We start from the raw sequence: 22,772 nt of genomic DNA, 5'->3' as shown, positions 1-22,772 counted from the left end.
CAGAATTGGCCTCTGAACTGCGATTACTCCAGTGTGGTGCGGGCAAGCGTACAACTCTGGAGGAAGCATGCGGAACGTACTGATCTCGGGAGCAGGCGTCGCCGGCGGCACCCTGGCCTGGTTCCTGGCCCGCGACGGCTGGACGGTGACCGTCGTGGAACGCGCGGCCGGCCCGCGCACCGGCGGCCAGGCGGTCGACGTGCGCGGGGTCGCGCTCGACGTGGTCGACCGGATGGGCCTGGGCGAGCGGCTGCGGGCGAAGCGGACGCGGATGCGCGGGATGTCCGTGGTGGACGGGGCCGGGCAGGAGCTGTACCGGTCCGAGGAGTTCACCCACAGCAGCGGCCGGCTCGACAGCGCCGACTTCGAGCTGCTGCGCGACGACGCCGTCGCGATCCTGCACGAGGCGACCGCGGACCGCGTCGAATACGTCTTCGGCGACTCGATCACGGCGTTGACCGAGGACGCGCACGGCGTGCGCGTGAAGTTCGAGCACGGCGGCTTCCGGACGTTCGACCTCGTCGTCGGCGCCGACGGCCCGCACTCGGCGGTCCGGCGGCTGGCCTTCGGCCCGGAGGAGCGCTTCAGCACGCACCTCGGCCAGTACCTGGCGATCTTCCCGGCGCCGAACTTCCTGGGCCTCGAGGACTGGCAGCTGTGGGTCCGGCACGAGGAGACCGGCGGCGCGGTCTACCCGGTGCGGGACAACACCGAGCTGCGCGTGACGCTCGGGTTCGGCTCGGCGCCGCTGCCCCCGATGAGCGTCCCGGAGCAGAAGCGGCTGGTCGCCGAGCAGCTGGCGGGCGTCGGCTGGGAGATGCCGAAGCTGCTGGCCGCGATGGCCGAAGCCGAGGTGTTCTACTTCGACGCGATGGCGCAGATCCACCTGGACCGCTGGTCGGCGGGCCGGGTCGTGCTGGTCGGCGACGCCGGGTACTGCGCGTCGGCGCTGTCCGGCCAGGGCACGAGTCTCGCGCTCGCCGGCGCGTACGTCCTGGCGCAGGAGCTGGGCCGCGCCGGGCACGAGGAGGCGTTCGCGGCCTACGAACGTCGGATGCGGCCGTTCGTCGCGCTCAACCAGGCGCTGGCCACGGAGAACCCGACCGGCGGACCTTCGGAGGAGTCGCTGGCGCGGGCCAAGAACGCGCTCACGCTCGGCTGAGGAAGTCCACCAGGGCCGCCGACGTGCGGTCCGGCACCTCGAGGTGGGGGAAGTGCCCGACGCCCGGCCAGAACTCCGGCTCGGCGTGCGGGCCCGCCCAACGCGCGGACGACCTCGCCGTCTCGGGGAGGATGCAGGTGTCGTCGGCGCCGTGCAGCTGCAACGTCGGGGCGGCGATCCGACGGCCGACGGCGTCGGTGAACCGGCGGCCCTCACCGCGGAACTGCGCGCGGAACGCCCAGCGGTAGTACTCCAGCGCGCTGTGCGCGACGCCCGGCACGAGCATCGCCTGCCGGAACGCCGCCGTGCTCTCGGTGAAGTCCGAAGTGGACCGCCAGGAGTCGCCGGCCCACGCGTCGAAGAGGTCCTCGACGGCTTGGGCGTCTTCGCGGGTCAGCCACTTCTCGGGCGCCATCGGCATCTGGAAGCGGAACAGGTGCCCGGCCGCGCGGCCCTGGCCACGCCAGAGCGTGCGGGCGATCGACGACCGCAGCGCGAGCGGGTGGGCGCCGCCGATGGCCGTCACCGACGACACGAGCCGGGGGTGCAGCGCGGCGACCGTCCAGGCGAGCATGCCGCCCCACGCGTGTCCGACGAGGTGCGCGCGCCGGGCGCCGAGCGACTTGACCAGCCCGCCGATGTCCCCGGCGAGCGTCCACGCGTCGTAGCCACGCGGCGGCTTGTCCGAGTCGCCGTAGCCGCGCAGGTCGACGGCGACCGCGCGGTACCCGGCGTCGGCGAGCGCCTGCAGCTGGTGGTGCCAGGTCCACCAGAACTCGGCGAACCCGTGCAGCAGCACCACGACGGGACCCTCGCCGAGCTCGGCGATGTGCAGCCGGATGCCGTTGGCGGAGACGTCGCGGTGCGCCCACGATCCGTCGATGCGGACGATCGACGGATCGGGGGACGGGTGCAACGAACTCAGTCGCGCGTGGTGGTCAAGTCGGCTTCGGGCGCCTTCTGCGGCTTGAGCGCGGCGGCGGTCTCCTTGACGCTGGCGATGGTCCGCTCCGGTGCCTTGAACTTCTTCACCTTGCGGTAGCCGAGGAACCCGGCCACACCCGCGACCAGCAGCATCAGGAAGAACACGATGCCGAACGCGATCCAGCGGTAGCGCACCCACTCCGCCAGGCCTTCGGCCGCGAAGAAGAACAGGAAGAACGTGCTGTACAGGAAGACCGTCAGCGCGATCAAGAAGTAGATGGCGCCCTTGAGGCCCTTCTTCACCTCGCCGACCAGCTCGGACTTCGCCAGCTCCATCTCGGCCCTGACCAGGGTGGAGATGTGCTGGGTCGCGTCGCCGACCAGGCGGCCGAGGGACTGGTCGCCGGGGACGTCGGTGTCGGAGGACAGCGGGAGGTAAGGCACGGCCCCCACGCCGTCGGGGCCGGTGCGTTCGTGTTTGGGGCTGCTCACCGGGTCATCGTGCCATGACGCTCCTGCGCGGGCGCGGCGGACCGGGTGAGTGTCGGCGATCAATCCGCTTCTGCGTGGACCTTGCTCCGCCGCAGGAGCATCACCGCGGCCAGCAGGGACGCGATCCCGGACGCGATCAGCACCGCCGCCTTGGCCAGTTCGCTCGCCTCCGCGGGCAGCGCGAGGTCGGCGATCAGCAGGCTGACCGTGAAGCCCACGCCGCCGAGCAGCGACAACGCGCCGATGTCACGCCAGCCCATGCCGCGCGGCTTCTCGGCGAGCTTCAGCTTCACCGCCAGGAAGCTCGCGCCGAAGATCCCGACGACCTTGCCGCCGAGCAGCCCGGCGAGCACCGCGAGCGGCAACGCCGTCGTGAACACCTTGCCGAGCGAGTCGCCGCTGACCGAGATCCCGGCCGCGAACAGCGCGAAGAGCGGCACGGCGACGGCCGCCGACCACGGCTGCAGCCGGTGCTCCAGCCGCAACGCCGGCGCCTCGGCCTCACCGTCGTCGGCCCGGACGCGGGTGAGCAGGCCCAACGCGACGCCGGCGATCGTCGCGTGGATACCCGCCGAGTGCACCGCGACCCAGGTGACGAGCGCGAGCGGGACGTAGATCCACGCCGTCCGGACGCGCTTGTGCTGCAGGAAGGCGTAGAGCGCCAGGGCCACGACGGCGACGGCCACCGCGACCAGGTCGAAGCCGGTCGTGAAGAGCACGGCGATGACGATGATCGCGCCGAGGTCGTCCACCACGGCCAGCGACAGCAGGAACACCCGCGCGCTCGAGGGCAGGTTCGACGCCGTCAGCGCGAGGACGCCGAGCGCGAACGCGATGTCCGTCGCGACCGGGATCGCCCACGCCCGGTCGATCCCCGGCGTCCCCCAGCCGACGCTCAGCGCGACCAGCGCGGGCACGATCATCCCGCCGATCGCGGCGACGATCGGCAGCACGGCCTGCTTGAACCGCGACAGCTCGCCGATGACGAGCTCGCGCTTGAGCTCCAGCCCGGCGACGAAGAAGAAGATCGCGAGCAGGCCGTCCTTCGCCCAGTCGCCGATGGTGAGGTTCAGGTGGAGCAGCTCCGGGCCGAGCCGGAACTCGCGCAGCGCGTGGTAGCTGTCGCGCAGCGGGGAGTTGGCCCAGACCAGGGCGAGCGCCGTCGCGCCGAGCAGGATCATCCCGCCGGTGGTCTCGGTGCGCAGGTAACGCGCGAATTCGCTCAACGGGCGGGACACGGGCGGCTCCTGGGGTCGCTGATCACTGTTGCCGACCAGGCTTCCCGGCGCACCTTGACGGTATTTTAATGCCGCTCGTCACCGACCGTTATGGCGGGGACCACACCTCGTGCCGGTGGTGGGTCACACGGTGGCCTCATAACATGCGAACGGACAACGAAGTCCAGACAAAGGATGACTCAGTTGTGAGCACCTCCACCGAGGTCCAGCAGGACAAGAGGTTCTTCGGGCACCCACGAGGGCTGGCGAACCTCTTCGGCGTCGAGATGTGGGAGCGCTTCTCCTACTACGGGATGCTCGGCATCCTGCCGTTCTACCTGTACTACGCGATCGACCAGGGCGGTCTCGCGCTGCCCAAGGCGCCGGCGCTCGGCATCGTCGGCGCGTACGGCGGCCTGGTCTACCTCGCGACCGTGCTCGGGTCGTGGGTCGCGGACCGGCTGCTCGGCTCCGAACGGACGTTGTTCTTCAGCGCCGTGCTGATCATGGTCGGCCACATCAGCCTGGCCGTGATCCCGGGCGTCGCGGGCCTCGGTGTCGGCCTCGCCTGCGTCGCGGTCGGCAGCGGCGGGCTCAAGGCGAACGCCACCGGCATCGTCGGCACCCTCTACGCGCCGGACGACGAACGCCGTGACGCCGGCTTCACGATCTTCTACATGGGCATCAACCTCGGCGCGTTCGTCGGGCAGATCCTCACCGGCCTGGTCTGGGACCAGGCGGGCTTCCACTTCGGCTTCGGCCTGGCCGCGATCGGCATGGCGCTGGGCCTGGTCCAGTACACGCTGGGCCGGCGCAACCTGCCGGACAAGGCGAACGAGGTGCCGAACCCGCTGCCGTCGTCGAACCGCCTGCTGGTCGTCGCCGGTGTGGTCGTCGTCCTCGCGCTGATCGTCGTGCTGCTGCTCACCGGCGTCGTCCGGGCGGACAACCTCGCCGACGTCGTGCTCTGGGCGGTCGGCGGGATCTCGATCGTCTACTTCGCGGTGATCCTCTCGAGCCGCAAGATCGACGCCGACGAGCGCAGCCGGGTGTACTCGTTCATCCCGATGTTCATCGCCAGCGCCGCGTTCTTCTCGCTGTACCAGCAGATCTTCACGGTGCTCGCGACCTACGCCGACACCCGTCTCGACCGGCGGATCTTCGGCTGGGAGATGCCGATCCCGTGGGTCGGCTCGGTCGGCCCGGTGTTCGTCATCCTGTTCTCGCCGCTGTTCGCGCTGCTGTGGACGAAACTGGGGACGCGGCAGCCGTCGTCGCCGATCAAGTTCGTCATCAGCACGATCATCATGGGCGTCGCGTTCCTGCTGTTCCTGCCGTTCACCGGCACCGGCCAGAACGGCACCCCGCTGATCGCGATGGTCGGCGTGCTGGCCGTGTTCACCCTGGGCGAGCTGGGCCTGTCCCCGGTCGGGCTGGCGCTGGCCACGAAGCTGGCGCCGAACGCCTTCCGCACCCAGATGGTGGCGCTGAACTTCCTGTCGATCTCGTTCGGCACGGCGATGTCGGGCAAGCTCGCCGAGTTCTACTCACCCGAGCACGAAGGCGCGTACTTCGGCACGGTCGGCGGCGTCGCGATCGTCATCGGTGTCCTGCTGTTCGCGGCGTCGCCGTTCATCCGCCGGATGATGAAGGGCGTGCACTAACCGATCGTGACGCCGAACAGGACCCCGACGAAGTAGGTCACCACCATCGTGAGGGCGCCGACGCCGACGTTGCGGAGGATCGCCCGCCCCACGTGCGCGTCGCCGAGCCTCGCGCTGACCCACCCGGTCAGCGTGAGGCCGACGACGACCGCCGCCGCGCACGCCCACACCCGCAGCGAGACGCCGGTCCAGGCGATGGCCAGCAGCGGCAGCAGCGCGCCGACGGAGAACGCGATCAGCGACGCCCACGCCGCCTGCCACGGGCTGGTCAGGTTGCCCGGGTCGATGCCGAGCTCGGCTTCCGCGTGCGCCTGCAGCGCGTCCTTTTCGGTCAGTTCCCGGGCGACCTGCCGCGCCAGCTCGGGCGAGAGGCCCTTCTGCCGGTAGATGTCGGCGAGCTCGTGCTCCTCGGCCTCCGGCATGGTCGTGAGCTCTTGTTCTTCCAGCCGGATCAGGGCCTGCTCGGTGTCGCGCTGGGTGCTCACCGAGACGTACTCGCCGCCGGCCATGGAGAAGGCCCCGGCGACCAGCCCGGCGATCCCGGCGGTGAGGATCGTGGTGCGTTCGGCGGTCGCCCCGGCCACCCCGACGACGATGCCCGCGACGGACACGATCCCGTCGTTCGCCCCGAGAACCCCGGCCCGCAGCCAGTTCAGCTTCCCGCCGACACCTTCGTGCGGCTCGTGGGGATGCGTTTCGATCACCCGGCAAGTGAAACACGAAAGACGTTCCTGAGAGAGTCCTCAGTGGACTTCTCGCTCAGCGGGACATTCGGTCATGATGGGGGCATGGACGAGCAAGTGTGGCAGCCCCTGCTCACGGTCGAGGGCCTGCCGCTCCAGGGCGGCGAAGGCCGGTTCCGGCTGCTGGAGAGCGCGGACAGCGGCTTGGCGTACTTGATCCACTACCCGGCCGGGGTGTCCTCACCCGCTCATGCGCACGACCACGACTCGATCGTGTACGTCCTGTCGGGTCGCCTGCGGGGCGTGGTGGACGGGGTGGAGTCGGTCCTGGAGCCGGGGGACTCGGCGGTGCACCCTCGCGGGGTTCCGCACCAGGTGGAGGCCCTGACGGACTCGATGTGGGTGGAGTTCAAGTCCCCACTGCCGACCCGCCCCCCGATCGCCTGACCCCACGGGCCCAGCTCCCGCGCCGACCCCCTGATCACGCGAGTCGACCCTTCAGACACGCGAGCCGGCTCCTCGGGTGCCCTTCGGGCGTCGCGGCCGCCGCAAAACCGCGGAAAGGTCCGGAAAGCGGAAACGCCCGGCCCCGCCAATGCGGAACCGGGCGCTTCCTGGAGAGAAAGCTGAAACTCAGGCGTCCAGCTCGGCGAGGGCCTGCTTGGCCTTCTCGAGCTCGGCCTCCAGCGCGGCGACCTTCGCGACCTGCGCCTCGCGGGCCTGGTTGATCACCTCGTCGATCGGGCCGGACAGGTCGGCGTGCAGTTCCTTCGCCGCGCGCGACACCGCGGCGGCGGGGATCTCCAGGCCCTTCGCGACCCACTTCGAGCCGTTCTTCAGCTCGGCCTGCCACTCGCCATCGGCGGTGCCGGTGACGGTCAGGATCAGCTCGACCGTGCGGGTCTTCTTCGCCGTCGACGCGGTCGCCGCACCCTTCGGGCGGCCACGCTTGGGCTTCGGTGCCTCTTCGGCGGCGGGCTCAGCGGAAGCCGAGTCCTCCGAAGGAGCGGCAGCCTCCGAAGAAGCAGCGCCCTCCGAAGAGGTGGACGCGGACTCGGTGACGGTCGTCGCCTCGTCAGTGGCAACGGCGGGCGCCTCAGGGGTCGCCGAAGCCGTTTCCTCGTCGTGCGTCAGGACATCCACGGTCATCGTCGTGTCGTCTCCTTGCCCGGGAAGGGGGTGTGGTTCGCGGCACAGTGTAGAACATGCGTTCGAAGTGCGCCGCTCGGGGGGTTCATGAAAGAGCCCTCCCGGCGCGAAGCCGGAAGGGCTCTGTCACGAAGACGCTAGCTCACTCCTCGGACTTGCCCGTCTGCAGGCCCGACGAGATCAGATCCATCACCGTCGAGTCGGCCAGCGTGGTGACGTCGCCGACCTGCCGGTTCTCCGCGACGTCGCGCAGGAGACGGCGCATGATCTTGCCCGAGCGCGTCTTCGGCAGCTCCGGCACGACCATGATCTGCCGCGGCTTCGCGATCGGCCCGATCTCCTTCGCGACGTGGTTGCGCAGCGCCTGGATGGCCTCTTCGCCGCCGTCCACCGCGTTGCCGCGCAGGATGACGAACGCGACGATGCCCTGCCCGGTCGTCGGGTCGGTCGCGCCGACGACCGCCGCCTCGGCGACCGTCGGGTGCGAGACGAGCGCCGACTCGACCTCGGTCGTCGAGATGCGGTGGCCGGACACGTTCATCACGTCGTCGACGCGGCCGAGCAGCCAGATGTCGCCGTCGTTGTCGTACTTCGCGCCGTCGCCGGCGAAGTAGAAGCCCTGCTCCTTGAAGCGCGACCAGTACGTCTCCTCGTAGCGCTCGTTGTCGCCCCAGATGCCGCGCAGCATGGACGGCCACGGCTCGTCGAGCACCAGGTACCCGCCGCCGCCGGGCGGCACTTCGGCCGCCTGGTCGTCGACGACCTTCGCCGAGATGCCCGGCAGCGCCTTCTGCGCCGAGCCCGGCTTGGTCGAGGTGACGCCCGGCAGCGGCGAGATCATGATCGCGCCGGTTTCGGTCTGCCACCACGTGTCGACGATCGGCGCCTTGCCCGCGCCGATGTTCTCGCGGTACCAGATCCACGCCTCGGGGTTGATCGGCTCGCCGACCGAGCCCAGCACCCGCAGCGACGACAGGTCGTACTTCTCCGGGATTTCCGCGCCCCACTTCATGAACGTGCGGATCAGCGTCGGCGCGGTGTAGTAGATGGAGACCTTGTGCTTCTGGATGATCTCCCAGTGCCGGCCCTCGTGCGGGGTGTTCGGCGTGCCTTCGTAGACGACCTGCGTGACGCGGTTCGCGAGCGGGCCGTAGACGATGTAGCTGTGGCCGGTGATCCAGCCGATGTCCGCGGTGCACCAGTAGACGTCTTCGCCGGCCTTGTGGTCGAAGACGTTGTGGTGCGTGTACGCCGTCTGCGTCAGGTAGCCGCCGGAGGTGTGCAGGATGCCCTTCGGCTTCCCGGTGGTGCCGGAGGTGTAGAGGATGAACAGCGGGTGCTCGCTGTCGAACGCCTCGGGAGTGTGCTCTTCGGACTGTCCGCCGACGAGCTCGTGCCACCACAGGTCGCGGCCGTCGGTCCACGGGACGTCGCCCTCGAGCTGGTCGCCGGTGCGCTGCACGACGATGACCTTCTCGACGCTGTCGGCGCCTTCGAGCGCTTCGTCGACGTTGGCCTTCATCGGCGCGGCCTTGCCGCGGCGGAACTGACCGTCCGAGGTGATCACGATCTTCGCGGCGGCGTCGTCGACGCGGGCGCGCAGCGCGGTCGGGGAGAAGCCGCCGAAGACGACGCTGTGCAGCGCGCCGATCCGGGCGCACGCGAGCATCGCGAAGATGGCCTCGGGGATCATCTGCAGCTGGATCGCCACGACGTCGCCGGCGGTGACGCCGAGGGACAGGAGGGCGTTGGCGGCCCGGGAGACCTCGGTCTTCAGCTCGGCGTAGGTGATGTCCCGGGTGTCACCCGGCTCGCCGACCCAGTGGATCGCGACCTGCTCGCCGTGGCCGGACTCGACGTGCCGGTCGACGCAGTTGTACGCGACGTTCAGCTTGCCGCCGACGAACCACTTCGCGAAGGGCGCATTGGTCCAGTCCAGTACCGTGGTCCACTTCGTGTCCCACGTCAGCCGCTCCGCCTGCTTCGCCCAGAAGGCCTCGCGATCGGCGTCCGCCTCGGCGTAGAGCTCGGCCTGCGCGTTGGCCTGAGCAGCGAAATCGTCACTGGGCGGGAAAGTACGGCTCTCGGTGAGCAGGTTGTCCAGGGCTGGGGACTGCTCGGTCATGTTGCAAGGCCTCCTGTAGTGCGCCGATCACCGGCTAGCGGCACGCTAGCGACGTTAGTCCGCCTTGTAAAAGGTTGCACCCACGTTGCCCCGGGGTTTCACCGAGGCAGGCGAGCGCCGGTGACTAAGCGTTCAGTCAGCCGGGCTTTCGCGGCCGGCCACTCCGGCGCGAGCATCGAGTAGGTGACGGTGTCGCGCGACGACCCGTCCGGCCGGATCCGGTGCGCGCGCAGGACGCCTTCGCGAAGCGCGCCAAGTCGTTCGATGGCGCGTTGTGAGCGCAGGTTGCGGATGTCGGTCTCCCACGCGACCCGTTGCGCGTCAAGGGTTTCGAACGCGTGCGTGAGCAACAGCAGTTTCGACTCGGTGTTCAGCCCGGTGCGCTGCCAGTCCGCGCCGATCCAGGTGTGCCCGATCGAGAGGATCCGGTGCTGCGCCACGACCTGGTAGTACGACGTCGTCCCGGCGACCCGGCCGGAGGCGGCGTCGAGCTGCGCGAAGGGCCGCCGGGCGGGGTCGGCCAGCGCGTCCGAGATCATCCGTTCGGCGGCCGGGACGTCCAGCGGCTGCCGGACGCTGAGCCAGGCCCAGATGCCCGGGTCGGCGCCGGCCTCGAACAGGCCCTTGGCGTGGTCGGGCGTCAACGGCTCCAGGCGGACGTGCTCACCGGACAGGGTCGGCAGGGTGCTCCAGTCACTCACAGGACCACCGTAAGGCGGCCAGTGGCTGTTCGTGATAGCCAATTTCGGAGCATCTCCAGAGTCCACTTCGGCGTTGCCTATGCTCGGCCGACCACGACCGAAGGGCGAGAACGATGGCCGAAGAGCGGGAAGAGCTGAGCTGGGAGCTGTTCGGCACGGCGGCGCGTGAACTGGCTCACACCGTCGCCGACGACGGCTTCGCGCCCGACCTCATCCTGTCCATCGCCCGCGGTGGCCTGTTCGTCGCCGGCTCGCTCGGCTACGCGCTCGACGTGAAGAACCTGCACGTGATGAACGTCGAGTTCTACACCGGCGTCGACCAGCGCCTCGACCTGCCGGTGATGCTGCCGCCGGTGCCGAACGCCGTCGACCTCACGAGCAAGAAGGTGCTGATCGCCGACGACGTCGCCGACACCGGCGCCACCCTCAAGCTCGTCCGCGACTACTGCCTCGACCACGTCGCCGAGGTGCGCTCGGCCGTCGTCTACGAGAAGCCGCACTCCACCGTGAAGTGCGAGTACGTCTGGCGCCACACCGACAAGTGGATCAATTTCCCGTGGTCGGTGCTGCCGCCCGTGGTCAAGCGCGAAGGACAGGTTCTCGACGCATGAGCGACCCGCTGAAGCCCCTGCTCGACCTCGAAGGTGTGGCCGCGGCGGCGAAGTCCGCGCAGGACGCCGTGTTCGCGGTGCACCGCCTCCCGGCGAACCTGCGCGGGGGTGCGGCGACCGCGAGCGAAGCCTCGGTTCGCGCGGCGCGCGCGTCGGCCGGGATCGAAGGCGCCAACCCGGAACTGCCGGCCGACGGCGCGGTGGCCGACCCGGTGCTGGCGGGCGCGCTGCGCGTCGCCGAGACGTTGGAGACGCTGCTGCCGACGTGGCGCCGCGCGCCCCTGCAAGCGTTGGCCCGCATGCACGTTCTCGCCGCGGCGGACCTCGTCAGCGACCCGGATGCGTTGGGGCGCCCGCATTCCGGCGGCGGCCGGCTGGAGCTGCTGGCCCAGCTGGTGACCGGCGCGACGTCGGTGCCGGGTCCGGTCCTGGCGGCCGTCGTGCACGGGGAACTGCTGGCGCTCAAGCCTTTCGGCAGCGCGGACGGCGTCGTGGCGCGCGCCGCGGCGCGGCTGACGATGATCGCGACGGGCCTGGACCCGAAGGCGCTGAGCATCCCGGAGGTCGCGTTCTTCCGCCGGGTGCCGCGTTATCTCGAAGCCGCGGAAGGGTTCGCGAGCGGGACGTCGGACGGCGTCCGCGCGTGGCTGCTCTTCAACTGCGAAGCGTTCGAAGCCGGTGCGCGCGAAGCGAAGAGCATCTCGGACGCGGCCTCTTAGCTGAGCACGGCGTCCAGCAGGCCGGGAAACCGCGCCTGCAGGTCGTCACGCCGTAGTTCGACCCAGCGCCGGCGTCCGTCGACGAACGTCGTCGTCAACCCCGCTTCGCGCAGCACGCGCCAGTGGTGCGACAGCGTCGCCGCCGTGATGTCGACGTCGTACGCCTCGAGCGAGCAGCTTCGCGGCTCCGTCACCGTCGACAGCTCACGGATGACCTCCAGGCGCACCGGATCGGCGAGCGCCTGCAGCACCGTCACGATCTCGATCGCTTCACGCGCCGGTTGAGGCAGCGTCCTGGTCACCGTGATCTCCCAACAGTTGGATCGTTTGACAACGATCGAAGTGTAGCTCCATCATGACCGTATGACGATTCGACGATCATCTAATGATCGGCTGGGGATCCTGCTCGTCCTCGCGGTGGGCACGTTCACCGTCGGCACCGACGGGTTCGTGCTCAACGGCCTGCTGCCGGTCATCGCCGCCGACCTGCACGTGACGGAGTCCGTCGCGGGCCAGCTCACCACCGTCTTTGCACTGACGTACGCGGTCGCGTCGCCGCTCATCGCCGCGTTCACCGGCTCCTGGGACCGCCGCCTGCTGCTCGCAGGCGGCATGGCGCTGTTCACCGTCGGCATGGCCGGGCAGGCGCTCGGGACGTCGTTCGCGGTGGTCGCCGCGGCCCGGCTGCTCGCCGCCGTCGGCGCGGCCGCGTTCCAGTCGAACGCCTACGTCCTCGCCGGGGCGCTCTCGTCCGAACAACGCCGCGGGCGGGCCCTGTCGACGGTCGCCGCCGGGATGAGCGTGTCGATGGTGCTCGGCGTCCCGATCGGCGTGCTCGCCGGGAACTGGTTCGGCTGGCGCGCGGTGATGTGGGGGATTGGCGTGGTCGCGGTCGTCGTCGCGGCCCTGATCCCGCTCATCCCCGAGGTCCGCGTGCCCGCGGCCGGGCTGCGCGAGCGCCTCGCCGTCGTCGCCCGGCCGGCGGTCGCCCGCGTCCTGGTGGTGACGGTCTTCGGCACGCTCGCCGCGTTCACCGTGTTCGTCTACCTGCCGGTGCTGGTCGCGCCGGTCGCGAGCGGCGCCGTCCTGTCGTGGGTGCTGGTCGGGTTCGGGCTCGGCCAGCTCGCCGGGACGACGTTCACCGGCCGCGCCACCGACCGTCTCGGCCCGGCCCGGGTCCTCGCGTTTTCGCTGGCGGGCACGGCGGTCGTGCTCGCGGTCGTGGACGTCGCCGTGCTGTCCCTGCCAGGAGCGCTGCTGTTCGCGGTGCTCGCCGGGGCCTTCGGCGGGCTGCTGATGGTGCCGCAGCAGCACCGGCTGTTCACGATCGCGCCGGACGTCCCGACCGTCGCATTGGGCGTGAACGGCTCGGCGATCTACGTCGGCGGCGCGCTCGGTTCGGTGCTCGGCGGCGTTGTCCTCGCCGACGCGGGCCCGGGATGGGTGGGGCCGGCCGGCGCGCTCGCCGCCCTGGCCGCTCTCGCGCTGGGCGTCAACCCAGCTTCGCGGACCACTTCTCCTCGATCCGCCCGAACCGCCACACCGCCAGTGCGATCACCCAGGTGAGCACGAACAACCCGACGATCGCGAACCCGACGTAGTCCAGGTCGACCGAGGCGATCGCGGCCAGCGGCCCGGACGTGATGTCGAGCTTCTCGGCGAGGATCGACACCAGCTCGATCGTGCCGATCAGCAGTGCGACGGCGACCGACAACGCCGTCACCGTGAGGTTGTAGAAGATCTTGCGCACCGGCTTCGCGAACGCCCAGCCGTAGGCGAAGTTCATGAAGCAGCCGTCCACGGTGTCGAACAGGCTCATCCCCGCGGCGAACAGGATCGGCAGCACGAGGATCGCGTACCAGGGCAGGGCGAACGTCGCGGCGCCCGCGGCCAGCACCAGCAGGCCGATCTCCGTCGCGGTGTCGAAGCCCAGCCCGAAGAGCAGGCCGACCGGGTAGATGTGCCACGGCTTGCGCACGGCCTTCGTCGCCCCGCGCAGCAGCCGGTTCATCAGGCCCCGGTTGTCCAGCTGGTGCTCCAGTGCGGCTTCGTCGAACTCGCCGCGGCGCATCCCCTTGAACACCCGCAGGATCCCGACGAGCACCACGAGGTTGAGGATCGCGATCACGTACAGGAACACGCCGGACACCGACGTCCCGATGAGGCCGGTGGTCCGGTGCAGCGTCGAGGAGTCGTCCTCGACCTGCCCGGCCAGGGCGCGGACGCCGAGGGAGAGCAGGAGGCACAGCACGAAGACGATCGTCGAGTGCCCGAGGGAGAACCAGAAGCCGACCGACAGCGGCCGCTGGCCGTCGGCCATCAGCTTGCGGGTGGTGTTGTCGATCGCGGCGATGTGATCGGCGTCGAAGGCGTGCCGCATGCCGAGCGTGAACGCCGTGACGCCCAGCCCGATCCCGAACACGCCGGAGGTGCCCAACGCGTAGTGCTGGGGTGCGACGAAAACCGCCAGCACCACCCAGCCCACGACGTTCAGCAGCAGGATGAACCCGGCCATCCCGCCCACGGAGACCCATTCACGGCGTGAAAGCCGCGAACCGGTCGCTTCGAGCACGCCCATCGTCGCCACCTGCCTTCCCTCTCATCTGAGAGGTTAGACAGGTGAACAGTTGATGGGCAATCAATCTGTGACAGCCGAGGCTTCGCCTCGGGCCGGGGGCTCCGCCACCCGGAACCCCCTAACGGCGTGTTAGCTGGCGCGCGCCCGCACCAAGTCAAGAGCCTTGCGAACGTGTCCGCCGGACGTGTGGAGCGCCTTCGCCGCGCTCGTGACGTCCGCCCCGGACAGCAGGTGCACCAGCGCCACCTTGAGGTCGCCCCCGGCCTCGGTGAGCGCGTCGGAGCAGTCCGCCATCGTCATGCCGGTGGCTTCCTGCAGGATGCGGATGGTCCGGCCGCGCAGCTTCGCGTTGGTGGCCCGCATGCTGACCATCAGGTTGGAGTAGGTCCGGCCGAGCTTGATCATCGTCGCCGTCGAGAACGACGTGAGGATCATCTTCTGCGCCGTGCCCGCCTTCATCCGGGTCGAGCCGGCGATCGCCTCCGGCCCGGTGTCGACGGCGATGAGCACGTCGACGCCCGGCGGCTTGGCGGCCTTCGCGTTGCCCGACACCAGCCCGGTGCGGGCCCCCTGACGCGACGCCGCGAGCAGCGCGCCCAAGACGTACGGCGTCCTGCCCGACGCCGTCAGCCCCAGCACGAAGTCGCCCGGCTGGACCATGGCGGCCATCTCGGCCGCGCCCGCCCCGTCGTCGTCCTCCGCGTTTTCGACGGCCTGGCGCAGGGCGCGCTCGCCGCCGGCGTGGTGCGCGATGAACCAGTCACCCGGCACGTTGAACGTCGGCACCAGCTCGGCCGCGTCCAGCGTGGCGAGACGACCCGAGGTCCCCGCGCCGACGTAGTGCACCCGGCCGCCGGCCCGCAGTGCCTCCACCGCGTAGTCCACCGCCCGTGCCACCTGCGGCAGCACCGCGGCGACCGCGCCGGCGACCGTGCGGTCCTCGGCGTTGATCGCGCTCAGGATCCCCGCGGTGGACATCAGGTCGATGTCCGTGGTGCGGGGGTTGCGGGTCTCGGTCGGCGAATCGACGTGCACCGCCTGCGTGGGGACGGTCATCATGCGCCTCACATTTTCTCCGGTCATTACTTGCCGGTTTCCCGAGGACGGCGACGACCGTCCGGCCTGACACCCAGGCGGTGCGAGCCGACCGCGTCCCTGGTGGCGTCCAGGGCGTTGACCGACGCGTCCATGTGCCGCTGCGCGACGCCGATGAACAGGCAGTCGATGACGGTGAGCTGGGCGATGCGGCTCGCCGTGGCCCCCGAACGGAAGGTGGTTTCCCGGGCGGCCGTCGTCAGGACGTAGTCGGCGACCTCGGTGATCGGGGAGCGCGGGAAGTTCGTCACGGCGATGGTGATCGCGCCGTGCTCCCGGGCCACCCGCAGCGCCTCGACGGTGTCGGTGGTCGCGCCGGTGTGCGAGACGCCGATCGCGACGTCACCGGGGCTCAGCACCGCGGCCGAGGTGAGCATGATGTGCGTGTCCGACCACGCGAAGCACACGCGGCCGATGCGGTGCAGCTTCTGCTGCAGGTCCGCGGCGACGAACGCGCTGGCGCCCACGCCGTAGACGTCGGAGCGGCCGGCGTTGGCGACGACCTCGATGACGCGCTGCATCGTGGCGACGTCGAGCTGCTCGGCCGTCTCTTCGACGGCGCGCGCGTCGGCGAAGCTGACCTTGCTGATCACGGCGGCCAGGTCGTCGTCCGGGCCGATCTCGCCGCCGAGGTTGCGCGAGCTGCGCGCCTCGGTGCGGGCGGTGTCCGCGGCCAGCGCGATGCGCAGCTGCGGGTAGCCGCCGACGCCGACGGCCTTGCAGAACCGCGTCACCGTCGTCTCGCTCGTGTTGGCGGCCAAGGCCACCTCGGTGATGCTGCGTCTCGCGACGTGCGCGGGATCCTCCAGCACCACCTTGGCCACGCGCTGCTCGGCGCGGGCCAGTCCGGGGAGCAGCGACCGGATCCGCACCAGCGGGCTGGCGTCGGCGTCCCGCACGGCCGTCTGGACCGGTACGGCTTCGGACGGTGCCGTTCCGACTACGGATTCGGTATCAGTCACCGTCGGAAAGTTACTAACCGTTGGCATTTGCGACAAGGTTACCCACACCCTTCGGTACGATCGCAACCCGTCCGTGTCTGCGGATCTCGATTTGCGATTAATCGTTGACCAGAAAGTCGCCAACAGGGTCGACCTTGTTAACGAGGTCAAGCTAACGACTTGGCAACTTAGTGTCGCGACGCAAACGGCTTGGTACCGCTCAGCGGTACACGGATGTCGGCGTTGGGCGACCGAACGGTCACCGTGCGCTCAACTGGAAACCTTCAGCGGTGAAAGCAGACGATTCTCGCTCACCGTCGAGGAGTGCTCGGCCGCGTTCGGTGACTTTCACACCGTCGACCGAAACTCCGCGGCCCGTGTAGTTCGGATCGGTGCCGTAACGCCACCTGAGGCTGATCCCGGCGGCCTGGGGCAGCTTGGCCGTCACCTTCCACCAGGCACGGTGCCCGTGCCCGGAGAGCGACGTCACGTCTCCGGACGGTGCACCCGGCCCGGATACCGATAGCGCGATCGGTTGCCAGTTCACCCCGTCGGTGCTGGTCTGCAGCTGAAGTGGATCGGTGCTCCCCTCGGTGTCCACGAAGGCGTAGAAGGACACGCGAGCTTGATCACTTTGCGTAGTAATGGGGCGGGTACTCAGCGTGGCAACGGCGTTGTTACCCAGCGTGCTCGTCCAGGCGTCCTTCCCGGCGGCCGGCTTGACGGCCATCGCGCGCGCGAGCGACGTCGCCCACACCTGGCGGGCGGTGTTGATCGAGCCCCAGTTGCGGCTCGGGTGCACCCGGTTCGTCAGCAAGATCGCGAACGAGCGCGACTCCGGGTCGATGACCAGCGTCGTTCCGGTGAAACCGGTGTGCCCGGCGGTGACCGGCGAGGCCAGCGCACCCATGTACCAGGGCTGGTCGAGCTCGAAGCCGAGGCCGTGCGAGTCGTCCGGGAACTGCTGGTTGTAGTTGGTGAGCATCAGACGCACGGTGTCCGGGCGCAGGACCCGGTGCCCGCGGTAACTGCCGCCGTTGAGGATCGTCTGGGCCAGCACGGCCATGTCGCCCGCCGTGCTGAACACCCCGGCGTGCCCGGCGACGCCGCCGAGCGACCACGCGTTCTCGTCGTGCACGCTGCCGCGCACCATCCCGCGGGGCGGGTTCGCCTCGAACTCCGTCGCGGCGATCCGGTTCAGCTTCGACGCGGGCGGGTTGTACCCCGTGTCGGCCATGCCCAGCGGCCCGGTGATCCGGTCGTGCACCACCTTGTCCAGCGGCTGCCCGGTCAGCTTCTCGACGATGAAGCCGAGGGTGAGCAGGTTGATGTCGGAGTAGAGGTACGTCGTGCCCGGCTTGTTCTTCAACGGGCTGTCGAGCACGGCCTGCCGGCGCGACGGGATGTCCGGGTAGCCGGCCCACAGCGAGGGGATCGGGTCGGCGTCGAACCCGGAGACGTGCGTGAGCAGCATCTTGATCGTGATCGCGGCCTTGTCGCCGGTCGCGAACTCCGGGAAGAAGCGGGACACCGGGGTGTCGACGGTCAGCCGCCCGCGTTCGATGAGCTGCAGCACGGCGATCGAGGTGAACAGCTTCGAGATCGACGCCATGTCGAAGATGGTGTCGTTCCGCATCGGGACCTGCTGGTCGGCGGGCAGTTCGGTGCCCGCGGCGTCGGCGTACCGCACTGCGCCGCCGACCGCGTACCGGTCGACGACCACGCCGTCGTGGGCCAGCAGCCCGACCGCGCCGGAGAAGTGCGGGTGCCCGGTGGCGTCCGGCTTCGTCCAGCTCGCCAGGAAGTCCTCGGCGGACTTGATCGGCGCGGGATCGAGGTTGACGTCCTTCGGGGGCCCGTCGCGCAGGGTCGTCCACGAAGGCGCGAAGCCCTGCTGCGGCCGGTCGAAGCGGCCGGCATCGGGGTCATGGCGCCCGGCGGGGGTGGTGATGGCACTGGCTCCCGAGGTCAACGTGGTCAGCGCGACCAGCACTCCGGCGGCCGCGGCGAGGACCTTCCTAGCACGCACGACTCTTCCTCTCAGCGGTAGAGCAGGTGGCGACGGCGGGTGTGGTCGAACGCGGCGAGCTCGGCCCGCCAGGCCCCGGTGACCTCGTCGACGCCCGCACCGGCGTCGACCATGGTCCGGAGCCGGTCGGACCCGGAGAGCTTGTCGATGTAGTTGTCGGGGCGCCAGGCGAACTTGTCCGGGTGCAGCGCCTTCGCCGTGACGAGCATGGCGACCGCGGTCCGGATCGCGTCGAAGGCCCGCGGATCGCTGACGCTCACCTGGACGCCGCCGCAGGTCTCGTTGACGAACTTGTTGAACGTCGGCACGAAGTAGATCTCCCGGAACTTCGCGCCGGGCAGGTGGAGCTCCTCGAGCTTCTCCCGCCAGCGCCAGTCGAGCCCGGGCGCGCCGATGATCTCGAACGGCCGCGTCGTCCCGCGGCCCTCGGAGAACACCGTGCCTTCGAACATGCCGGTGCCGGGGTAGACGAGCGCCGTGTCCGGCGTCGGCACGTTCGGGCTCGGCAGCACCCAGTTCAGCCCGGTCTGCGCGAACTGGACGTCACGCTGCCAACCGCGTACCTGGATGACTTCCAGCTTCGCGAGCTTCACGCCTTCGCCCGGCAGGAACTCTTCGGCGAAGAAGCGCGCGAGCTCGCCGACGGTCATGCCGTGCTGCTGGGCGATCGGCTTCTTCCCGATCCCGGAGGCGAACTTCGGGTCGAGCACCGGCCCGGCGAGCCGGCCGCCGATGGGGTTCGGGCGGTCGAGCACGACGAAGGCCGCGCCGACCTTCGCGGCCGCCACCATCGCCGTGTAGAGCGACCAGATGTAGGTGTAGAAACGCGCGCCGACGTCCGCGATGTCGAACACGACGGTGTCGACGCCCGCCTTGGTGAACAGCGAAGCGAGCTTCGTCGCGTCGGCGCCGTACGCGTCGTACACGGGCACGCCGGTCCGCGGGTCCGTGTAGTCGCCCTCGGAGCCGCCGGCCTGCGCGCTGCCGCGGAAGCCGTGCTCGGGCCCGAAGGCCGCGACCGGCTTGACGCCGGCCGCGACCATCGAGTCGACGATGTGGTCCCCGTTCAGCAGGACCCCGGTCGGGTTCGACAGCACGCCGAGCTTGCGGCCCTTGAAGGCCTGCCAGCCCTGGCCGGCCAGCTGCTCCGCGCCGGTCAGCACCCTTCCGTGGGTCTGCGTCTGTCCGGGTTGTTCCGACTGCGCCCGGGCCGAACCACCGGCCAGGACCGGGACCGCGAGGGCGCCCGCGCTCGCGCCGAGGAAGTGACGCCGGTTCAGGTTCACCAGGTGAGCCCGTGGCCGAACGGGTACTTCACGGTCTGCAGGTCGGCGCCCGCCGGGATGTCGACCGGCAGCTTCCCGACCGGCTTCGTCTCGCCGAGGATGACCTTGGTCAGCGCCTCCAGCGTCGGGTTGATGTAGCCGTAGGTCGCCAGCCAGGTCGGCACGGCGTTCGCGTAACCCGCGTCGTACGGGATCTGCGCGGCGACCGCGACGACCGGTTTGCCCGTGTTCTGCAGGGCTTGGAGGAGCTTGGTCTGCAGCGGGAAGCCGCCGATGTTGTTGGTCAGCACGACCACGAGGTCGACGTTCTTGGCGCTCGCCGCGGCCTGCGCGATCTGGGCGTCGGTCGGGGCCTGCCCGGTCTGGTACGCCGTCGCCGCCGTGCCGTGCGCGGTGAGCTTCTGGGCGAGCGTCGCCGTCGTGGCGACGCCCCAGCCGGTCACGAGCGCCGTCGCGGGCTTCTGCTTGAGCGGCAGGACGCCGGCGTCGTTCGCGATGGCCGTGATGCCGCGGTCGGCGATGTCCTGCGCGGTCTTGAGGTTGGCCGGCGTGCCGACGGTCTTCATCACCCGGTTCGCGTCGACGAACGGCGAGAACAGGATGCCGCGCTTGAACTTCAGCTTCAGCACGCGCAGCACGCTCTGGTCGATCCGCTGCATCGACAGGTCGCCGGTCTTCACGGCGTTGAGCACCGCGTTGATCGCGACGTCCAGGTGCACCGGCATGAGCAGCTGGTCGATGCCCGCCTTCAGCGCGAGCGCCGGGATCTCGGCGTCGCTGTGCATTTCCCGCACACCCTGCATTTCCAGTGAGTCGGTGATGACCACGCCGTTGTAACCGAGTTCCTTGCGCAGTTTGCCGGTGATGATCGGCTGCGACAGCGTCGCCGGCTCGAGCGACGGGTCGAGGCTCGGGAACTGGATGTGCGCGCTCATGATCGAGTCGATGCCCGCCGCGATCGCGGCCTTGAACGGCGGCACGTCGATGGCGCGCCACTGCTGCTCGGTGCGGTCGATCCGGGGCAGGCCGGTGTGGCTGTCGGTGGCGGCGTCACCGTGGCCGGGGAAGTGCTTGGCCGTCGCGGAGACGGTCTTCGTCGGGAAGTCCGAGTTCTGGTAGCCCTTCACCTCGGCCGTGACGAACTGGCTCGCGAGGCCGGGCTGCCCGGCGAAGGAGCGGACGCCGATGACCGGGTTCGCCGGGTTCGAGTTGACGTCCGAATCGGGCGCGAAGTCCTGGTTGATGCCGACCGCGCGCAGCTCGTGCCCGAGGACCGTCGCGGCCTTCGTCGCCCGGCCGGTGTCACGCCCGGCCGAGACGGCCATCGAGTTCGGGAACTCCGTGGCGGGCGCGCCCATCCGGGTGACCGTGCCACCCTCCTGGTCGGCGCCGACCTGCAGCGGGATGTGCGCCCCGCTCGAGACGGCGGCCTTCTGGAGGCCGTTGGACAGCTTCGCGACCTGGACGGGGTCGTCGAAGTTGTCGCGGCTGTCGTTGTTGAAGTAGATGACGCCGCCCAGGTGGTACTTCTGGACCACCTGCGCCGGGGTGTCGACGCCGAAGTCGGTCTGGTTCTTCGGGTTGACCTCGTCCGCGGACTTGCCGTTTACCCAGGTGACGAACAGCTGCCCGACCTTCTGCTCGAGCGTCAGCCCCCGAAGCGCCTGCGTCGCCGCGGCGTCGGCCTGCGCGTCCGCGCTCACCGCCGGTGCGCTGGCCGCGGTCGCGACACCCACACCGGTGAGGGCGAGCAGCCCCGCGACGGGCAGCGCGAACGCATGGAACCTCCGATTTCGGGTCGTCACGACCAGCCTCCCAGAAAGTTGCGGGCGCCCGGTGTGACGTGAGAAGTCCACTCAGAGGCGCCAATATCGGGAAGCTACTCACCGAATCCTTCGATGTCCATCGACCGACCGCAGCAACGGTCGAGTTCGTACCCGGATCGGTAGGAAATTCGCCGTTCGCAAGATGCGGCTCACCCGAACGGACTGGTGGGAGGGGTGACCCGAACGGCCCAGCCTCGCCTCGCACGGCGTCGTTCCGTCGCCGGCGGCTCGGCTCCTGTGCGCCAGGGGCGCGCGTCGACGGCTCCTCCGAGTGGCCGATACCGCGCGCTCGGGCTACCCATATGACGAGGCGGCGCCCGTGGCCGAAGGCCAACGGGCGCCGCCTGCAAAGCGCGAACATCTCGGGCGACCAAGCGTGCAACTCTGGTCGTACCTACATGGACTCGGCGTGTGGCGTCCCACTACGCAGTCCCTAGACGACGAGCCTCCCGCGGCGCGCTGCGCGTGGGTTCCCGGAGTCCGCGCACGGAGATTCGCCGGGGTGGAACAGGCTTCTCTTCTACCTGTTCCCTGGCCGACCGAACGTCCGCACCTTCTTTCTACGCCGTGAGCCCGGTCACTTCAAGTGCGCGGATGGGTGCACCGGTACAGAGGCTGGATCGGGTGACACGAGCACCCTCAGCGACGGACAATTCGGGGCTGGGCCAAGCAAAGCGGACGCTGTACGGCCGTATGGGTGGCCCGGCCGCCGTTACCGGGTCCGGCGGCGCCGGCTGAGGCCGTACCAGGTCGCCCCGGCGGCCATCGCCCCGACGCCGAGGGCCACCATGCCGGCCGACCGGGTCGGGATCCGGCTGCGCAGCGACATGGGCCGGTCGAACGCCAGGATCGGCCAGCCGCGGTCGAGCGCCTCCCGCCGCAGCAGCTTGTCCGGGTTGACCGCGTGCGGGTGCCCGACGACCTCGAGGAGCGGGATGTCGGTGCTCGAATCGGTGTAGGCGAAACACTCGGCGAGGTCGTAGCCGTGGGTCGCGGCGAGCTGCTTCGCGGCGACGGCTTTGTTGGCGCCGTAGCAATAGAAGTCGACTTCGCCGGAGTAGCGGCCGTCGACGATCTGCATCCGCGTCGCCACGCTCCGGGTCGCCCCGAGCATTTCCGCGACGGGCGCGACGACCTCTTCGCCGGTCGCCGAGAGCACGATGACGTCGTGGCCGTCTTCGCGGTGCTGCGCGATCAGCTCCGTCGCCTCCGCGTACACGAGCGGGTCGACGACGTCGTGCAGGGTTTCCCGCACGATCGCCGAAACCTGCGCGACGTCCCAGCCGGTGCACAGCGCGGAGACCTCCGCGCGCATCCGCTCGGTCTTGTTCTCGTCCGCGCCGGCGAGTGAGAACACCAGCTGCGCGTAGGCGCTGCGCAACGCGGCGCGACGGTTGATCAGTCCCTCCTTCAGCAATGGTTTGCTGAACGCCAGCGCGCTCGAGGAAGCGATGATCGTCTTGTCCAGGTCGAAGAACGCGGCCACCGCGTGCTCCGGGCCCGGCTTCCGGATGCGCGTCGGCGCGCTGATCGGTTCGGCCACGTGTCCAGGATAAGAGCTTGATCGCGA

General features: G+C 70.0%; 21 protein-coding genes. 6 read left to right on the top strand and 15 right to left on the bottom strand.

The window, feature by feature from the left end; all coding sequences use genetic code 11:
- Nucleotides 1–67: 67 nt before the first annotated feature.
- A complete protein-coding gene (locus MUY22_RS09285; protein ID WP_247058861.1) occupies nt 68–1,162 on the top strand; it encodes an FAD-dependent monooxygenase in 1,095 nt (364 codons plus the stop codon).
- On the opposite strand, the gene MUY22_RS09280 is transcribed toward MUY22_RS09285, so the two are convergent.
- From MUY22_RS09280 to nhaA, 3 genes are read right to left on the bottom strand one after another with little or no spacing between them, the layout of a single operon-like run.
- Nucleotides 1,149–2,078: an alpha/beta fold hydrolase gene (locus MUY22_RS09280; RefSeq protein ID WP_247058860.1), complete on the bottom strand. Its 930-nt coding sequence runs from the start codon at nt 2,076–2,078 to the stop codon at nt 1,149–1,151. The two genes, MUY22_RS09285 and MUY22_RS09280, sit on opposite strands and share 14 nt — an antisense overlap.
- Nucleotides 2,079–2,083: 5 nt before the next feature.
- Nucleotides 2,084–2,578: a phage holin family protein gene (locus MUY22_RS09275; RefSeq protein WP_247058859.1), complete on the bottom strand. Its 495-nt coding sequence runs from the start codon at nt 2,576–2,578 to the stop codon at nt 2,084–2,086.
- Nucleotides 2,579–2,637: 59 nt separating this feature from the next.
- Nucleotides 2,638–3,816: a Na+/H+ antiporter NhaA gene (nhaA, locus tag MUY22_RS09270; protein ID WP_256475765.1), complete on the bottom strand. Its 1,179-nt coding sequence runs from the start codon at nt 3,814–3,816 to the stop codon at nt 2,638–2,640.
- Nucleotides 3,817–4,001: 185 nt separating this feature from the next.
- Between nhaA and MUY22_RS09265 the strand changes: the two genes are divergently transcribed.
- Nucleotides 4,002–5,459, top strand: a complete 1,458-nt coding sequence (locus tag MUY22_RS09265) for a peptide MFS transporter (RefSeq protein ID WP_247058858.1) — start codon at nt 4,002–4,004, stop codon at nt 5,457–5,459.
- Here MUY22_RS09265 and MUY22_RS09260 read toward each other — a convergent pair.
- A complete protein-coding gene (locus MUY22_RS09260) occupies nt 5,456–6,163 on the bottom strand; it encodes a VIT family protein (protein ID WP_247058857.1) in 708 nt (235 codons plus the stop codon). The two genes, MUY22_RS09265 and MUY22_RS09260, sit on opposite strands and share 4 nt — an antisense overlap.
- Nucleotides 6,164–6,247: 84 nt before the next feature.
- Between MUY22_RS09260 and MUY22_RS09255 the strand changes: the two genes are divergently transcribed.
- Complete coding sequence (locus MUY22_RS09255; protein ID WP_247058856.1) at nt 6,248–6,589, top strand: cupin domain-containing protein; 342 nt, start codon at nt 6,248–6,250, stop codon at nt 6,587–6,589.
- A gap of 186 nt (nt 6,590–6,775) precedes the next feature.
- Here the strand turns inward: MUY22_RS09255 and MUY22_RS09250 are convergent, their stop codons facing one another.
- The 3 genes from MUY22_RS09250 to MUY22_RS09240 all read right to left on the bottom strand — a co-directional run bounded on the left by MUY22_RS09250 (nt 6,776) and on the right by MUY22_RS09240 (nt 10,117).
- A complete protein-coding gene (locus tag MUY22_RS09250; protein ID WP_247058855.1) occupies nt 6,776–7,291 on the bottom strand; it encodes a DUF6319 family protein in 516 nt (171 codons plus the stop codon).
- Nucleotides 7,292–7,433: 142 nt separating this feature from the next.
- Nucleotides 7,434–9,416 carry an acetate--CoA ligase gene (acs, locus tag MUY22_RS09245; protein WP_247058854.1) on the bottom strand — a complete coding sequence of 661 codons (1,983 nt, stop codon included), beginning with the start codon at nt 9,414–9,416 and terminating at the stop codon, nt 7,434–7,436.
- Between the two features lie 98 nt (nt 9,417–9,514).
- On the bottom strand, nt 9,515–10,117 hold the full coding sequence (locus MUY22_RS09240) for a GNAT family N-acetyltransferase (protein WP_247058853.1): 603 nt from the start codon (nt 10,115–10,117) through the stop codon (nt 9,515–9,517).
- A 113-nt stretch (nt 10,118–10,230) separates the two neighbouring features.
- On the opposite strand from MUY22_RS09240, the gene MUY22_RS09235 reads away from it, so the two are divergent.
- Nucleotides 10,231–10,728, top strand: coding sequence for a phosphoribosyltransferase (locus MUY22_RS09235; protein ID WP_247058852.1), 498 nt, complete (start codon nt 10,231–10,233; stop codon nt 10,726–10,728).
- Entirely contained in the window at nt 10,725–11,447 is a 723-nt protein-coding gene (locus MUY22_RS09230) for an oxidoreductase (protein WP_247058851.1), read from the top strand. The genes MUY22_RS09235 and MUY22_RS09230 overlap by 4 nt, the downstream gene beginning before the upstream one ends.
- On the opposite strand, the gene MUY22_RS09225 is transcribed toward MUY22_RS09230, so the two are convergent.
- The gene (locus MUY22_RS09225) at nt 11,444–11,749 is read right to left on the bottom strand and encodes a helix-turn-helix transcriptional regulator (protein WP_247058850.1); all 306 of its coding nucleotides are present in this window, start codon (nt 11,747–11,749) and stop codon (nt 11,444–11,446) included. The two genes, MUY22_RS09230 and MUY22_RS09225, sit on opposite strands and share 4 nt — an antisense overlap.
- A 115-nt stretch (nt 11,750–11,864) precedes the next feature.
- Here MUY22_RS09225 and MUY22_RS09220 point away from each other — a divergent pair, with 115 nt between their 5' ends.
- A complete protein-coding gene (locus tag MUY22_RS09220) occupies nt 11,865–13,013 on the top strand; it encodes an MFS transporter (RefSeq protein WP_247058849.1) in 1,149 nt (382 codons plus the stop codon).
- Here the strand turns inward: MUY22_RS09220 and MUY22_RS09215 are convergent.
- From MUY22_RS09215 to MUY22_RS09185, 7 genes are all read right to left on the bottom strand, one after another.
- The gene (locus MUY22_RS09215; protein WP_247058848.1) at nt 12,940–14,025 is read right to left on the bottom strand and encodes a HoxN/HupN/NixA family nickel/cobalt transporter; all 1,086 of its coding nucleotides are present in this window, start codon (nt 14,023–14,025) and stop codon (nt 12,940–12,942) included. The genes MUY22_RS09220 and MUY22_RS09215 overlap by 74 nt on opposite strands.
- A gap of 129 nt (nt 14,026–14,154) precedes the next feature.
- The gene (locus MUY22_RS09210) at nt 14,155–15,084 is read right to left on the bottom strand and encodes an N-acetylmuramic acid 6-phosphate etherase (RefSeq protein ID WP_247058847.1); all 930 of its coding nucleotides are present in this window, start codon (nt 15,082–15,084) and stop codon (nt 14,155–14,157) included.
- A gap of 23 nt (nt 15,085–15,107) precedes the next feature.
- The gene (locus MUY22_RS09205; protein ID WP_371827597.1) at nt 15,108–16,109 is read right to left on the bottom strand and encodes a MurR/RpiR family transcriptional regulator; all 1,002 of its coding nucleotides are present in this window, start codon (nt 16,107–16,109) and stop codon (nt 15,108–15,110) included.
- A gap of 211 nt (nt 16,110–16,320) precedes the next feature.
- Nucleotides 16,321–18,054 (bottom strand): serine hydrolase domain-containing protein, encoded by a 1,734-nt coding sequence (locus MUY22_RS09200; protein WP_247063770.1) that lies wholly within the window; start codon nt 18,052–18,054, stop codon nt 16,321–16,323.
- Between the two features lie 47 nt (nt 18,055–18,101).
- Complete coding sequence (locus MUY22_RS09195) at nt 18,102–19,376, bottom strand: exo-beta-N-acetylmuramidase NamZ domain-containing protein (RefSeq protein WP_247058845.1); 1,275 nt, start codon at nt 19,374–19,376, stop codon at nt 18,102–18,104.
- Complete coding sequence (locus MUY22_RS09190; protein WP_247063768.1) at nt 19,373–21,130, bottom strand: glycoside hydrolase family 3 protein; 1,758 nt, start codon at nt 21,128–21,130, stop codon at nt 19,373–19,375. Before MUY22_RS09190 ends, MUY22_RS09195 begins: the two co-directional genes overlap by 4 nt.
- Nucleotides 21,131–21,914: 784 nt before the next feature.
- Nucleotides 21,915–22,745 (bottom strand): HAD family phosphatase, encoded by an 831-nt coding sequence (locus MUY22_RS09185; protein ID WP_247058844.1) that lies wholly within the window; start codon nt 22,743–22,745, stop codon nt 21,915–21,917.
- Nucleotides 22,746–22,772: the final 27 nt, after the last annotated feature.

This window comes from Amycolatopsis sp. WQ 127309 (genome assembly GCF_023023025.1).
GTDB lineage: Bacteria > Actinomycetota > Actinomycetes > Mycobacteriales > Pseudonocardiaceae > Amycolatopsis.
This window is presented reverse-complemented; position numbering and strand designations above follow the sequence as displayed.